This window comes from Pedobacter rhizosphaerae (genome assembly GCF_900111155.1).
Taxonomy (GTDB): domain Bacteria; phylum Bacteroidota; class Bacteroidia; order Sphingobacteriales; family Sphingobacteriaceae; genus Pedobacter; species Pedobacter rhizosphaerae.
In genome coordinates this window covers 1-14372 of record NZ_FOGG01000042.1, presented here as the reverse complement: position 1 = coordinate 14372, position 14372 = coordinate 1, and the positions used below count along the sequence as shown (strand labels likewise).

General features: G+C 39.7%; 16 protein-coding genes and 1 pseudogene. All 17 read right to left on the bottom strand.

The features are described 5' to 3' along the window. Positions 1 to 139: 139 nt before the first annotated feature. The gene (locus tag BMX11_RS21390; RefSeq protein WP_090888669.1) at positions 140 to 1279 is read right to left on the bottom strand and encodes a type II secretion system F family protein; all 1140 of its coding nucleotides are present in this window, start codon (positions 1277 to 1279) and stop codon (positions 140 to 142) included. A gap of 2 nt (positions 1280 to 1281) precedes the next feature. Beyond that, complete coding sequence (locus BMX11_RS21385; RefSeq protein ID WP_090888666.1) at positions 1282 to 1749, bottom strand: hypothetical protein; 468 nt, start codon at positions 1747 to 1749, stop codon at positions 1282 to 1284. Further along, entirely contained in the window at positions 1739 to 2092 is a 354-nt protein-coding gene (locus BMX11_RS21380) for a PulJ/GspJ family protein (RefSeq protein WP_139180248.1), read from the bottom strand. Before BMX11_RS21380 ends, BMX11_RS21385 begins: the two co-directional genes overlap by 11 nt. After that, a complete protein-coding gene (locus BMX11_RS21375; protein WP_090888661.1) occupies positions 2092 to 3330 on the bottom strand; it encodes a hypothetical protein in 1239 nt (412 codons plus the stop codon). Before BMX11_RS21375 ends, BMX11_RS21380 begins: the two co-directional genes overlap by 1 nt. Further along, the gene (locus tag BMX11_RS21370) at positions 3331 to 4305 is read right to left on the bottom strand and encodes a hypothetical protein (protein WP_090888658.1); all 975 of its coding nucleotides are present in this window, start codon (positions 4303 to 4305) and stop codon (positions 3331 to 3333) included. It abuts the gene before it with no gap. A 188-nt stretch (positions 4306 to 4493) separates the two neighbouring features. Next, entirely contained in the window at positions 4494 to 5138 is a 645-nt protein-coding gene (locus BMX11_RS21365; protein WP_217643896.1) for a hypothetical protein, read from the bottom strand. A gap of 22 nt (positions 5139 to 5160) precedes the next feature. Continuing rightward, the gene (locus BMX11_RS24580; protein WP_217643895.1) at positions 5161 to 5466 is read right to left on the bottom strand and encodes a hypothetical protein; all 306 of its coding nucleotides are present in this window, start codon (positions 5464 to 5466) and stop codon (positions 5161 to 5163) included. 4 nt (positions 5467 to 5470) lie between these two features. Further along, entirely contained in the window at positions 5471 to 6211 is a 741-nt protein-coding gene (locus tag BMX11_RS21360; RefSeq protein WP_090888655.1) for a hypothetical protein, read from the bottom strand. A gap of 1 nt (position 6212) precedes the next feature. After that, the gene (locus BMX11_RS21355; RefSeq protein WP_090888652.1) at positions 6213 to 7169 is read right to left on the bottom strand and encodes a hypothetical protein; all 957 of its coding nucleotides are present in this window, start codon (positions 7167 to 7169) and stop codon (positions 6213 to 6215) included. Positions 7170 to 7186: 17 nt separating this feature from the next. Next, complete coding sequence (locus tag BMX11_RS21350) at positions 7187 to 8119, bottom strand: hypothetical protein (RefSeq protein ID WP_090888649.1); 933 nt, start codon at positions 8117 to 8119, stop codon at positions 7187 to 7189. Next, entirely contained in the window at positions 8120 to 9031 is a 912-nt protein-coding gene (locus BMX11_RS21345; RefSeq protein ID WP_090888646.1) for a hypothetical protein, read from the bottom strand. It lies immediately after the preceding gene. Continuing rightward, complete coding sequence (locus tag BMX11_RS21340; protein WP_090888643.1) at positions 9032 to 10201, bottom strand: hypothetical protein; 1170 nt, start codon at positions 10199 to 10201, stop codon at positions 9032 to 9034. Then, entirely contained in the window at positions 10201 to 11205 is a 1005-nt protein-coding gene (locus tag BMX11_RS21335) for a hypothetical protein (RefSeq protein ID WP_090888640.1), read from the bottom strand. The genes BMX11_RS21340 and BMX11_RS21335 overlap by 1 nt, the downstream gene beginning before the upstream one ends. Positions 11206 to 12303: 1098 nt before the next feature. Beyond that, a complete protein-coding gene (locus BMX11_RS21325; protein WP_090888635.1) occupies positions 12304 to 12774 on the bottom strand; it encodes a hypothetical protein in 471 nt (156 codons plus the stop codon). Between the two features lie 10 nt (positions 12775 to 12784). Beyond that, positions 12785 to 13477, bottom strand: a complete 693-nt coding sequence (locus tag BMX11_RS21320; protein ID WP_090888632.1) for a hypothetical protein — start codon at positions 13475 to 13477, stop codon at positions 12785 to 12787. An 85-nt stretch (positions 13478 to 13562) separates the two neighbouring features. Next, complete coding sequence (locus tag BMX11_RS24440) at positions 13563 to 13736, bottom strand: hypothetical protein (RefSeq protein WP_175474638.1); 174 nt, start codon at positions 13734 to 13736, stop codon at positions 13563 to 13565. Positions 13737 to 13755: 19 nt separating this feature from the next. Then, positions 13756 to 14372 (bottom strand): annotated as a pseudogene (locus tag BMX11_RS21315) (hypothetical protein); the annotation flags it as partial.

The window sequence follows — 14372 nt, the reverse complement described above, 5'->3', positions numbered from 1 at the left end:
TCACATACAAATGTCTCCGCGATATTTCCAACTTTTCAGCAAATAAATCGGGCGAACCCGTTCGTTCTTGTGAAATACCTTCCTGTATCCGTTTTAATAGTGATAAATCCACTTTCATACTCAGTTTCCTTATTATTTCTTAAAAAGTATTACTCATCTGAAACATCGGTAAATACATCGCAATCAAAATCAGGCCTACGGTTAAGCCCAAAAAGATAATGATTAGTGGCTCCAGCATGCCGCTAATGGCCGTAGTTTTATACTCTACTTCTTCTGTATACTGATCGGCCAGTTGTTCGAAGAAATAGGCCAGTTTATTAACCTCTTCGGCAATTTTAATCATCTGGATAAATTTAGCCGGGTAAAATGGATGCTTAGCCAGCGAGGCCGAAAGGCTGCTACCCAATAAAATATCCTTCTCGGCCAGGGCCAAAGATTGCTCAATGGGATAAAAAGTAATCATCTGCTTTACCATGCCCAAAGCCTGTAATAAAGGGGTATTGGTTTCGGTAAGCAAGCGCATAGTATTGGCAAAACGGGCCAGGTATATTTTTTTGGCAATATCACCTACCAACGGGATCTTCAGCAGTGCCAAGGCACTGGCCCGTTTAAACCAGGGCGTTTTTTTGCTGAGCAGGTAAAAAGTAATAAGCCCAATTAATAAAACCAGCAACAGGTAAATGTAGCGGTCGAACCAATCAGAGAAACTGATGATTAATGAAGTGATGTAAGGCAGTTTACCGCCAAAGCGCTTAAACACATCGGCAAACATGGGTACCACAAATTTAATCATGAAGAAAATGGCCGCAAAAGAAGTAGAAAGCACTAAAATGGGGTAAGTAATGGCCGAGATAATTTTGCGCCGTTGGCTGATTTTGGCTTTGTAGTACTTACCCAGTTCGCCCAATACTTCTCCCAGCTTCCCGGTTTCTTCCCCAATCTGGATGCTGTAATATTCATAACGGCTAAATTTATCCTGGGTAGCCAGCGTTTCAGATAAAGACTTCCCGGCAATAACCTCCTTTTGGATGGAAGCAAAAAGCGCCACATCCTTGGTTTGAGTAAAAGAACTGGCCGTAAGCTCAAGGGCACTCTTAATATCAATGCCTGAACGGATCAAGGTACCCAGCTCATTGTAAAAGCTCTCCTTCTTTTTATCCGGCAGCTGCCCGTCGCCAAAAGAAATATCCTGGTTTAAAAAATCGAGAGCCGTTTTACCACTCCCCTTTTCAGGGCTTTTCTTTTTCGGCTTATAGGAAGAAATATCGATTGTAGACATAATTATTTTAAAAGATCTTGAGCACTGTAAACTTTATTGATCTGGTAAGGAACTTTTACCCCATCGCCTATGGCAACCTTAAACTGAAGCAGATCGATCGTATCGGCTTCAACAACGTCCTGCTGTTCAAAGGCACATAACAAATCCTGGGTATCTAAAGGGAAACTATCAGCAGGCAAATCGCTAAACTTACGCAGCACTACATGCGGATCAAACTGATAGCTGATTTCCAAACTATCCTGCTGCAGGCTTAAACCATTGGGTGTTTTTAGCACATACCGGGCTTTCAAAAAATCTTTATCCAGCACATGTTTTAATGTAAGTGCAGTATCGGTAGCTTTGTTCTTTTTCCTGAATACGCTGTAATAATCATTCATCAATCCGTAAGCGGTAAAACATACGCTAATGCATATGGCCGACAGCAACATGGCAATGGTCACCTCTAGCAAAGTATAAGCCTTAATTTTCATTTGTGCCCTCCTTAGTTTTAAATAGACATTTTACCTCTCCCAGCAATTTCCCGTGTTGGCTGGCTTTAATTTTAAGGCTGGATAGACTGGGGTTTTCAGTTGTTTCGGTACTCAACTGATAATCGATACTATCTACCACCACCGCTGTATTTTCTACATAACCTTTGTTAATCACTTCCTGGCTGAGTACCTGAAGCTGGTTTTGAGCCTGTACCTTTCTGTACGATACCCCACTGCTCAGCACATTGCTAAAAAGCCCCATGGCAATGGCAAAAACTACCAGGATAATCACCATCGCAATCAGCACCTCAATCACTGTTGAAGCGGGTATTTTCTTCTTCATTAATTTAGCCATTGTAAAATCCGGTTTTGTGCCTGCTCAGTCTTAAACAGCTTCGAACTGAGGTAATATTTACTTCTCGCCTTCCGGTCTATCCGTACGTCAATTAAAAAATTTTCGTATAGGGTGGCCGGCGTTTGCATCATGAAACGGTTGCAGGAAACTTTGCCAATAATCTGTGTCTCTTTACCCAACTTTACCAAACCTGTACTGTAAACCTCTCCTACCACCCTTGTCTTTTCGCCAAGGGCTATGAGGGTTTGCATTGCGGAGCGTTTCTTTTCAGAACTGAAAACCATGCCTTTTACCAGGCTTCCCTTCCCGATACTGATTTTGGCCTGATCTACTGTTTTCTCCGAAGCAATTAGCCCCAAAACAGACGGATACTGGAGCTTTACTTTCGGTGCAACGATAATAGAATCGGTAGCAAACAACTGACAATTGCCTTCAAACCCCTCCTCTACCATAATAGCTGGCGCATAAATAATCACGCCGTTTAACTGCGACTGTGCTGTAATGGTAACGGTGGTATCGGCATAGAGTATAATCTTACCTACCAAATGTTGTGTAAGTTGTGTATTTACAGGCAGTTTATACGCCCGGCTGGCTTGCCCGAAAGAAACCAGAAGATTTTGCCGCGGGTAAACCGGCAGAGCGTCTAAAGGCAATTCTAAATGAGTGGTTAACTTTTTAATCAGCGCTTCATCTAAAGCATCCAACGTACGCTTACTATCGCTTATTTTACCATAAATCAGTTGATCCCCCTCATAAGGCTTACCTTCTGCGTACGATTGTCTTACGCCCGCTTTGGGCACCTGTACATCACCAACAATTTTGGTTTTTCCACTTACCGATAGCGGCCTGTCTTCATCGCTAAGGTATAAACTCAGCGAATCTTTATGGGTATCTGTACCGGTGAAAAAAATACTTTTTAACGTATCTTGCTCAATAAAAGCCTTCACTTGCGTTAAATTTAAAATTCCCCAGCTTTCCCGGTTAATTTCTACACTATCCATTTCATCTGCATACAAATCGATTTTCAAGGTATCGCCAGCTACAGGAGCGGGCGTATTCAGTGCATACAGAATGGCCGAATCGCGGTTCTGCTGTAAACGATTAAACCGCAACTCTTTTAAATAGCTATTGCGATAATGTGCTGCGAGCAAAATTATGGCCGCAGAAATAACCGCAATGAAAAAAGCCATTACAATAGCAAAATATAGTGCACCTGCTTTGAGCATTTATTTTTTCTGCTTTTTTGTTGGAGCTTTTTCAATCGTTGACGGATACTCACCTGTTAAGGCGGATTCCAATTTATTTATACGCTGCTCCATTTGCTTCAAGCGTTCAATCTCCTTCTCCTTTTCAATTAAATGAAGTGTCAGTTCTTCTATCTTTTCCTGTTGTAGTTTTACCACTTCCCCCAAGGCCAAACCGTTACTTTCAATTTCATCAGCCGAAGGCATTCCCGGAAGATGCCCCTTGGCTTTAATTTCCTTTTCTATCGCCGCAAGCGATTGGAGCTTATATTCAGGTTTAAATACATAATCCGGCCAGTTGCCAATCTCCACTTTAACCTCATGTGCTCTTACTTTACCGTTCACTGATAGTTTTTCTTTAGGAGTAGTTGTACCTATTCCTACATTGCCAAGGATATGAAACTCGTTCACAGCGAGAGTTTCATTATTCGTTGGAACAAAATCCTGGATGTTGGTTAGCACATTCTGGTTAGTGGGTTGCCCGTTTACTTCATAGGAAACCGCCAGAAGATTTTCTCCTGTCGAAGTAGTCCAGCCTGTAAATTTATAGCCATGATTATGAACCGATGGATGATAGGGTACTTCAACAGCCAGATATTTTTTACTATTGAAAAAGCAGGTTTTTAATTTCCATGCACCCTCACTGTTGTAAACCGATGATATACTGCCTGATGTAGAAGCATAGGAAGCAGCTGTATTGATCGTTGCCACATTATACCTATTCCATGCAGCTTCATATCCCCTCAACGCCGTTAACGTACCAATGGTATAATTTACTCCCAGAAGTTGGTCATTGTACATTTCGTGCAACAAGATCAGATTGCGGGTGTAATCCCCATTGTAATTATAATTGGGTACAACTACATTTTTATACTCTCCAGGTGCCAGATTGGTTACCTGTGCCCAAGCCATTGCTGTAGATACGCTGAGCGCGATTAATAATAGAATCCTTTTCATTTTATTTTGTTTGGTGTAAGCGTTCCTCTTTAAATCAGAGGAGATTTAGTATTCATTTTATCCTTAATTTCCTTTACTCCTTGGCAGCTAAAAACTGAAAGACAAACCAGCCTGAAACTTAATGTTCCTTAACTCCTTAATGTTTAAAAGCAACGAAAATCTAAAGTTTAATATGTTGCAATTAATTCTTAATGCTTTCCATTAACTTTAAGTATGACTTTATAATTTTTGTTTACCTGCTCTAATTGTTGCTGTTGTAGGTTATTTTCTTTTTTAAGCTCAATCAAATGCAAGGTCAGTTCTTCTATCTTTTTTAGCAGGAGTTTATTCATCTCCCCTAATTCCAATCCATTGTTTTCTACCTCCCGTGCTGAAGGCATATCAGGCAGGTGTCCAGTGGCTTTAACCTGCTTTTCTATCTCTAAAAGGGGAAGTAAATCATAGCCCGGCTGAAAAACATAATCGGGCCAGTTTGCTGTTTCCACCTTCACTTCATGCGCACGGATTTTACCGTTTACGGATAGTTTCTCTTTAGGTGTAGCAGTACCGATACCTACATTTCCATTTTGGAGCGCTTTAATTGCTAAAGAAGCACCATCAAGCGAAGTAAGTGCCCCAACGTATAAATCCCAATCGTTAGTCATTGGCAGAAATTTTGTGACTGAGGTATCATTACCCCAATTGTTCAATGCGGCAAATCCTGAGTTGAAGTTTCTAGAGGTAATGGCAATATTAACCGTTAATGGAATAGTAGTTACACCCCTTGTTCCGATAGCTCTGATTCTAAACTTCACACTGTTGTATTGGGGATTACAATCCACTGTAAAATTCATATAACCGTCAACGTATTGGTTATTATTTATTTCTTCCTAACTCTTTCCAGCCGTCGGGATTAGCGTGTGAAACGGCTGCCAAATGAATCGCAGCGGCTGCTATATCCGGGCGCGTATAGCTTATCGCAATCTCATAGTTTCCAGAAGCACCTGCATTGGTTGGAGACACCGCCACAAACTCTACGTAATCACCTATATTGTATCCTGCCGGGAAAGTAACGCTAGTAGTATAAACATCCGGGAAGGATGATGCTTCGGCTTCGTAAAAATTTACTGATAAAAAGCACAATACGATCCCAACAATCGCGATAAATTTATTTCTTTTCATAGCGTTATTTTTTATCTTTTTCGTTTAGCATTTGCTTCAAAGCCTCTATTTGCTTTTGCTGCTCAATAATATATAGGGTTAACTGTTCCTGATTTTTTAGCAACTGCTTTACTGTTTCTCCTAATGCTGCACCATCGCTTTCCACTTGCTTCGCTGTAGGCATACCGGGCAAATGTTTATTGTTTTTAATGTATTTTTCCAGCTCAATGAGTGTGGGTAATTTATAATCAGTCTGAAATACATAATCCGGCCAGCCACTGGCTTCCACTTTAATTTCATGCGCACGGATTTTACCATTAACAGAAAGTTTTTCACGAGGAGTTATAGTACCAATCCCAACATTACCTTCTTTGATATAATGATTTCCCTGCCCGGAAATCATTAAAAGTCCCGCAGATTCTAGGTTATTTTTAGAATCCAGTAAAGTCATCCAATCAGACCAGGTATTTTGAGCATAAAAAGCCTCCCGATAGCGAATTTTAGAGTTATCCCAGCCACCAAAATGGAGTTGACTGGTTTGATGGGCGTATTTGCCATAAATTTCCAGTACCGTACCAAAATTAGCGGGGCCTCCGTTCTGATAATTATCCCATAACTTCATCGACATGGGGTTTATAGTAGTTCTGGGAGCTGCAGAAAAATTGATATTTTGGTCTACAAAATTGACTTCCTGTTGTTGTGCCAATGCTGCTCTGGAAAATAACAAACCTGCAACAAAGAGCTGCAGCATTCTTTTTGAGATCATATTATTTAGATTTTAACATTAATTGATTCATCGCCTCAGCAAGTGCTTTTATTTTTTGATTTTGAATGGCGGTGTTTTCCGCAGCGGTGTGTTTAGCTACCGCTACTTCTGATTTTAGCGAAGAAAGTTGCTTGTCTTTCTCAATTAAATGCAGTGTCAGCTCTTCTACTTTTTTCAGCAATAGCTTATTCATTTCGCCCAACGCTACGCCATTGATTTCTACCTCTTTAGCGGAAGGTATTTCTGGAAGATGGTCCATGGCTTTAATCAGCTTCTCGATTTCTGAAAGTGTGGGTAAATCATATTCAGGCTTAAACACATAATCTGGCCAGTTTGCCGTTTCTACTTTTACCTCATGCGCACGGATTTTACCGTTTACAGATAGCTTTTCTTTAGGCGACATTGTTCCCAATCCCAAATCGCCTTTATTGGTTAAAGTAAAGTCTGAAGTGTAAATACCATTTATTCCTGCGGGACTAATCTGCACATAATCTAATGATACATCTGTTATGCCCGTTTGGAAGGTAATGCCGCGTACTTCCAGATTCGTAATGCCATTTGGTATCGTAACCGGAATGGTGAACAACTCCCAGCTATTGCTATTTTTGAACATATTTGGAGCTATCCACATACCTCCATAAGTTTCAGCACCCGAAGCCGATACAATATCAACACTCAGCACTGCAGCAGTAGAAGCATTGGAGGCAACTTTTAACCTGAAGCTTACCAGATATTGCCCGGCTGATAAAGGCAAATATGGCCCATACCACATGGTACTGGAGACAGCACTTGCAGGCCTGAATATACATTGACCATCTTGCGCGGTTTGGTCAGCAAGTAAGACCGTTTCTGCAACGCGGGTTAAATTTTTATTTTCATCTAAAAAGATGATTTGTGCCCTGCTGCATGCTGTAGCCAGAAAAAAAAGCAGTACAGAGAGTGAGAATTTGATTTTCATTTTAATTATAACTTATTTTACTTCCTGATGAGATGATTTAATGCTTCTACATCTTTTTTAAGGTCCATCATTGCTGCAGTTTGCTGCTTCATTTCTTTATCTTTTTCTATTAAATGCAAAGTCAGTTCCTCAATTTTTTTAAGTAAAATTTTGTTCATTTCACCCAATGCTACACCATTGGTTTCTACCTCTTTCGCAGAAGGCATTTCTGGAAGGTGACCATTGGCTTTAATCTGTTTTTCGATCTCAGAAAGTGTGGGTAAATCATATTCAGGCTGAAACACATAATCAGGCCAGTTAGCAGCCTCTACTCTAACCTCCTTAGCCCTGATGTTGCCATTAACGGCTAGCTTTTCTGCGGGATTTTGGATTCCAATCCCTAAATTGCCATTTATGAAATTGCTTCCCCCACCCATAAAGTACGCAGAACCCGAATGGTTTAATCCATATATGTTTACATAATCCTGTACTGCGGTGAGGTAAGTTCTGGCTGGCCCACTGATTTCCTGAAATGGTAAAGCATTTTGAACACCATCGTAAACGGTAACGGCAACGCTGGCAGGACTGTTGATATGATAAGTTAAGCCCCCTCCCTTTAACCAAACTATAATATTGCGCATCGTATAAGACCTGGCCCATCCAGCAATAACAAATCTCGCACCGATAGCCGTATAAAGATTGACATCTAAAAAGTCAGATGAATGCCCCCAGTTACTTGTATGGTAAGTAAAATCCGCCATCACACTTCCAATCCAAACCTGATCTTCGTGTACATTCGATCGCCCAATACTGATGGTAGTAGGTTTATTAAGATCCCAGTTTGGGTCGCTAAAAGTTACCGGATAAAACTTATCGGCATCGCCACCTACCGAGATTGCAATAGCAGTTTGTGCTTCTACCCGAAGAAATATCAGCCCTAAAAACAGTGCGCATATTATTCTTAATTTCATTTATTTCTGCTTTTTTAATTTCTCAATCTCCTTCTTCATTTCGGTCATTTGCTTGTTTTGTTCGATAAGATGAAGTGTAAGTTCTTCTACCTTCTTAAGCAACAGTTTATTCAACTCACCTAACTTCACGCCATTTGCTTCCACCTCTTTCGCAGAAGGCATTTCTGACAGATGCCCATTGGCTTTAATCTGTTTTTCGATTACAGAAAGCGAAGGCAGTTCATAGTCAGGCCTGAACACATAATCAGGCCAGTTGGCAGCTTCTACTTTAACCTCCTTAGCCCTGATGTTGCCATTAACGGCTAGCTTTTCTGCGGGATTATGGATTCCAATCCCTAAATTGCCATTTATGAAATTGCTTCCCCCTCCATTAAAGAAAGCAGACCCCGAATAATTTAATCCATAAACGTTTACATAATCCTGTACTGCGGTAAGGTAAGTTCTGGCAGGACCATTGATTTCCTGAAATGGCAAGGCATTTTGAACACCATCATAAACAGTGGCGGTGATATTAGCAGCGCTGCTGATGTGATAAGTTAGCCCTCCTCCCTTTAACCAAACTATAATATTGTTCGATGCATTAGAGCTGGTAGCGTCTACCCATCCTGCAATTAATTCCTTCCCCGAAACAGTATAAAGATTTACATCTAAGAAATTAGACACATTACCCCAGTTAGAAGTGTGATACGTAAAGTCAGCCATCATACTTCCAACCCACATCTGATCTCCATGTATACTGGAACGCCCTATGCTCATTGTTGTATGTTTATTATAATTCCAGTTCGGATCGCTAAAAGTTACCGGATAAAATTTATCGGCATCGCCACCTACCGAGATTGCAATAGCAGTTTGTGCTTCTACCCGAAGAAATATCAGCCCTAAAAACAGTGCGCATATTATTCTTAATTTCATTTATTTCTGCTTTTTTAATTTCTCAATCTCCTTCTTCATTTCGGTCATTTGCTTGTTTTGTTCGATAAGATAGAGCGTGAGTTCTTCTATTTTCTGTTGTTGTAACTTTACCATTTCGCCTACTGCCAATCCATTAGTTTCTACCTCTTTTGCAGAAGGCATATTGGGTAAATGGCCATTGGCTTTTATCTGTTTTTCTACTTCAGACAAAATTGGCAGTTTGTATTCCGGCATAAACACATAATCTGGCCATTTATCGGTTTCTACCTTAATTTCATGCGCACGGATTTTGCCGTTTACAGAAAGCTTCTCTTTTGGTGTCACCGTACCAATTCCTATATCACCACTGGGTTTAATGGCCATAGCGGCAATACCAGAAAATGCCTGATCCTCCATCACCGAAGCTGGCATACTGGTATAGAAAATCATTCCACCCTGATTAGCACGTTGATTTCCTGGAATAAGAATTCCGGCACCTGCCATAGTTGGGTGCGTATTAGCAATCTTTAAATCGTCATTATCCTTAAAATACAGGTTAGAAGAAATCAGTAATGTTCCGTGATTGTTTGAGCTGAAATTAGCGTAGTTTTTAGTACTGGTAATGTGATCAATCTGGCCAAATGCAGAATTAAAACTACTTGTTTGTCCTGCAACATATAACTTAGAACTGGCCGAATGAGTTCCAATCCCAACATTTCCTCCGTCCGGAGAAATCAAGAGATCTCCACCCCAGGAATTCAAATTGTAGTTATGTGTGCCGATCACTGCTTTTCCACCATATCCAACCCCAAATACCAGACGGTCGGAAGCATTATCAGCACTTCCAAAATCTGCAGTAATCCAACCTGTAGCCAGGCCTGCGCCTTGCCCGGAATTATACGAATTAAAGGAGTTTTTACTGTTGGCAGAATACGGTGCATTTCCCGCTCTTAAAGAACCGTCTGGAGCTACATGAAAATTCGGACCAATGCGCACACCACCGGTAAAATCACCCCCATAATTGAGCGTTAAAATGTTGCTGTCATCATGCACAAATGCCCTTCCACCAGATCCCCTTGGTGGGTAGCTAAAGATAACATCGGCTGCACCATTATAATTAAAAACCGGTGTTTGAGAGAAAGCTACAGTACTTATAAATAAAGCACCTACAATAAGAATATTTCTTTTCATTATTTGGTTTGGAGTTTGATTAATAAATCCATTTTATCGAGTAGCGCAGCATGTGCTTTCTCCAGCCTATCAATTTTATCACCCTGAGCTTTTAATTGTTTGCCAGTCTGATTAATTACTTTTTCCTTCACAATGAGATGAAGCGTTAATTCTTCTACCTTTTTCAGTAAAAGTTTATTCATGTCACCCAAAGCCACACCATTCTTTTCCACCTCTTTTGCAGAAGGCATGTCGGGTAAATGGCCATTAACATTAATTTGCTGTTCTATCTGTGATAAAGTTGGGAGTTGGTATTCAGGTCTGAAAACATAATCAGGCCAGTTGGTCGCTTCTACTTTAATCTCCCGGGCTCTAATATGCCCGTTAACAGCCAGCTTCTCTTGGGGTGCAGCAATACCTATTCCCACATTACCATTTCCATGAATAGTCATTAACCTATTAAAAGTTACCCCGTCACTAGTGTCATCAAAAGCAAAACCGGAGATGTTTCCACCCCCAATGCTATTAACAAAGTTAACCTCACCTCCTCCTCCGGATTTGTTCCAACCGATGTAAGTACCTTGGCCTCCGGTATATTGACTAAGTGCTGGGCTTACTACATGAAAAACGCCTGTAACATCTAATGTAGAGTTAGGATTAGCAGTACCAATACCCACATTACCGCTAGTTACTCTTAGGCCATTTCCCTGAATATCCACGTAGCTATTTTGATAAAGTGTTCCTGGATCTAAAACAATCCCTGTATCCCAACTCATTTTAAGCTGCTGATACCCTGGCGCCACCCAGGCACCAGGAGTACGATAAATCCCATAAATCAGTGGATTATTATCATACCAGGTAATGCCATCAGCTCCGTTGGAACCGTCATTTAAATTATTAAAACTCAGCTTAGCGGTTGGAGTCAGCGTCCCTATCCCCACATTCCCTGTCGATTCTAATTTATTCTGCGCAGATACAATCCCGCAGCTCGCCGCTAAAACTAATAGCGTTAATATTTTTTTCATAATATTCTTTATTTAAAGTTTTATCGTTTTCATAGTGCTTTATCCTGTCATGATAATCTGACTCTGCCTAAAAACAACTATAATTGATACAATAGATGCTCAAAAGAAAGAGATATACTTCCTATCATAAAACTCAGCTGCACTGATCTTATTGGCAAAGAATCAGACAGATTTTAAACATAATGGTGTTGAAGAATAATGACCAACGGCTTATTCTAAATTAGGGATGTAGTTTAAAGTAGCGACTAATCGCTTATTACACTATACTTTGAAATAGGGTCGAATATATTGCGGCTACTAAAAATAATAGCGCATAGCATGGATGATAAGAGCGTTAATAATGTATTCATTTCTTTGCGTTTGGTTTAGATAAATCAGGAATTAATCTACAGTGTTAATCTTATAAATAAAAGTTTTTTTGATGAACAGTTATTTTTCCAGGACGAACGCTGCTTTTCCCAACAATATCTGACGTAAAATTAGGCATTTCCATCTTTCTTGTTCTACTTTTTATGGACTTTTTTTTAAACAACCCGCAATACGAATTGATAGACAAATCCAGGTTTGGGATAATATGTATTAAAGGCTGTGGATAAAATGTGGGTGATGATTTGATCTACTGAAAACAGGGAAATTAATTTAGTTTCGATCCAACACATCAACTGCCAGATATTCCCCATCACATCATAATTCAGGTTCTCTGTCATCGATCCATTGATTTTACCAGAAGTGTTTAAACGGTTCAGCTTATCGTAACAGTATTAAATATTTTGACTGTTGGAGTACTATTCAACTAAGAAGATTTTGGAATAGAGAAATAAAAATGGTCGTAGCGAGACGCTACCAATGCTATTAACTTAAGGAGAAAAATAAAATGGATTGTCATCCTGAGCCTGTCGAAGGGCAATTCATTTTAGTTTTCGACTTGTTACGAAGGTCTTCGACTACTTGTCCCGATTTCATATCGGGAAGCTCAGACACCATTTTGCTTAACTTAATAGCATTGGAAACGCTACAACCAGATTGGAGTTTATTTTAAGCACAAGCGGGAGGCTATGAGCTAGAACATAATTGTGCTAGAGGGGGGAGAACAGTCCGCTATTGGCCTGTATCTTGAATATGGTTAAGATTTAACTCTCTATCTAATTGATCTATAAAGAACATTTCAAAAGCATCAATCAACCCTTTTTCTTGTTCTTTAGTAAAATTTCCCTTTCCCTCGCTACCACCTTTTCCATACTTATCATAAGCATAACAAATAAATATTTCCGAATACGTAGAATTTTTCCAATCTTCTTGGTCTCCATAATATCTAAAGGTATATTCATTTTCTATATCCTTATTTTTAATTTTTATTGTCAGGTAAGTTATGCCATCATTATAATAATCTTTATCAATGGTATCACGATAAATGTTTGGATTTTTTTCAATCACCTTTATTACAGCTGTTTCCAATTCTTTTTTCGATATTGAATAACGGTATCCTTTTAATAAGCCATGCGTGCCTGCACCAATCATATTGCAGGAATAAAAAAGAATAGCAATTATAATAAAAATCTTAAATTTCATATGTAAAAGATTAACGAGGTAATAAGGTTAGGGCTTTTAGCGGCATTAAGGCATTTAAGGTTTTAGGCAAGGCAACCAAGCCCAAGCCCGTACCTAAAATATAAGCCCGTGCTCTTTGTTTTAGACTTAGCCCTGGACTTAACGACAATGCCAATTCTTGTGCAACAAATGTATAATCGGCATTTATTGCCTTTGTACTTGTCGCTAACCCTTTAAATCCAGTTATACCCATTTTATCATATTTCAAATCATGCATCATACCTGGATATTCTACAATATTGCCAGGCTTATAAGAATAATCATCCTTTCCATTATATTTTTTCGGATTATCACCACCAGGATAGGACATTTTACCTAACCATCCTCCCCATTGTTGATTTAATGTTCTAGTATCAAGTGCATCTGGTGTCAAATCTCCCTGAACACTATGCCAAAAGCTATAATAGGATTTTTGATCTGTTACCCAATGATTACCTCCATAGAAGTCTTTTTGACCAGTTATCGTAAACCCTTTTGCTAATTCACTGCCATCGCTCAATGTTCCCAATCCCCCAGTCTTCATCTCTCCATCAATGAAACTTGACATCTGGGACATACTAGGGTTATTTTTTAAAGAATGGTTTTTTATTTGCATCATATCAAAAAATCGCTCTATATCTTCTTTATTATCTGTAGTGTAACCATTGGCAGTTCTTTCCCACAACCCAAAAGTATGGGTGTAATTAACTGATTATTAAAACAATATCTGAATGGAGTTAGGCTTGGTGCTAGTTCAGCAAGCATATCTATTACGTTCCACCTCCCAATAACTGGATCATAGAACCTAGCCCCATAACCGAGGCTGCGCCGAGCTCATGAATACCATTAAAAATATAAAGTCCAGATGAATAGTCATACTGCTCACCCAGCTCATCCTGTAACTCCTTGCCGTTATAAAGATATTGATTATTCCCAGCAACCAATGAAACTTTTTTACCAAACTCATAGTAACCGAGGCTGTGCCGAGCACATGAATACCAATAAAAAACAATAGAATACTAATGAATAATCATCAGCCTGTAAACGCCTCACAATCCCACCATAAATATCAAACGTATATCTCACATTTCCGAGATGATCGCTAAGATTATAGTGGTAGGTGTAACTGTTATCCCCATTACTTTGTGCTACACCTTCTTCGGTATGGATTAATTCAATCGCATTGTTTTTATATTCAATCCCCTCAATATAATCACGGCTGGTAGTAATTCCATTGCGAAGAGCGCTCTTATTCAGCTTCTGCCCTGTGGCATCGTATGTATAAGCCACACTGGTACCATTACCGTTCGCTGTAGCCGGAAGGTTAAGATAATTATAGGTTAACACCATACCATTGCGGCCGTCTGTTGTGGCATTGCCATTGGTATCGTACTGGTAATTGTTAGCCACATTATCTACCGAGCTTAAGCGGTTACCCGAATAATGATATTGATTTAGAGCCGATCCGTCACGCTTCAACTGCCAGATATTCCCCATCACATCATAATTTAGATTCTCTGTCATCGCTCCAGTCGTTTTACCAGAATTGCTTAAACGGTTCAGCTTATCATAACCATAAT

What these genes read in the sequence shown, in the direction of transcription:
- BMX11_RS21375 (WP_090888661.1), bottom strand. Translation starts at nt 3,330, where the DNA reads ATGCTCAAAGCAGGTGCACTATATTTTGCTATTGTAATGGCTTTTTTC.
- BMX11_RS21365 (WP_217643896.1), bottom strand. Translation starts at nt 5,138, where the DNA reads ATGAATTTTACAGTGGATTGTAATCCCCAATACAACAGTGTGAAGTTT.
- BMX11_RS21335 (WP_090888640.1), bottom strand. Translation starts at nt 11,205, where the DNA reads ATGAAAAAAATATTAACGCTATTAGTTTTAGCGGCGAGCTGCGGGATT.
- BMX11_RS21350 (WP_090888649.1), bottom strand. Translation starts at nt 8,119, where the DNA reads ATGAAATTAAGAATAATATGCGCACTGTTTTTAGGGCTGATATTTCTT.
- BMX11_RS21380 (WP_139180248.1), bottom strand. Translation starts at nt 2,092, where the DNA reads ATGAAGAAGAAAATACCCGCTTCAACAGTGATTGAGGTGCTGATTGCG.
- BMX11_RS21385 (WP_090888666.1), bottom strand. Translation starts at nt 1,749, where the DNA reads ATGAAAATTAAGGCTTATACTTTGCTAGAGGTGACCATTGCCATGTTG.
- BMX11_RS21325 (WP_090888635.1), bottom strand. Translation starts at nt 12,774, where the DNA reads ATGAAATTTAAGATTTTTATTATAATTGCTATTCTTTTTTATTCCTGC.
- BMX11_RS21370 (WP_090888658.1), bottom strand. Translation starts at nt 4,305, where the DNA reads ATGAAAAGGATTCTATTATTAATCGCGCTCAGCGTATCTACAGCAATG.
- BMX11_RS21390 (WP_090888669.1), bottom strand. Translation starts at nt 1,279, where the DNA reads ATGTCTACAATCGATATTTCTTCCTATAAGCCGAAAAAGAAAAGCCCT.
- BMX11_RS21345 (WP_090888646.1), bottom strand. Translation starts at nt 9,031, where the DNA reads ATGAAATTAAGAATAATATGCGCACTGTTTTTAGGGCTGATATTTCTT.
- BMX11_RS21340 (WP_090888643.1), bottom strand. Translation starts at nt 10,201, where the DNA reads ATGAAAAGAAATATTCTTATTGTAGGTGCTTTATTTATAAGTACTGTA.
- BMX11_RS24580 (WP_217643895.1), bottom strand. Translation starts at nt 5,466, where the DNA reads ATGAAAAGAAATAAATTTATCGCGATTGTTGGGATCGTATTGTGCTTT.
- BMX11_RS21355 (WP_090888652.1), bottom strand. Translation starts at nt 7,169, where the DNA reads ATGAAAATCAAATTCTCACTCTCTGTACTGCTTTTTTTTCTGGCTACA.
- BMX11_RS21360 (WP_090888655.1), bottom strand. Translation starts at nt 6,211, where the DNA reads ATGATCTCAAAAAGAATGCTGCAGCTCTTTGTTGCAGGTTTGTTATTT.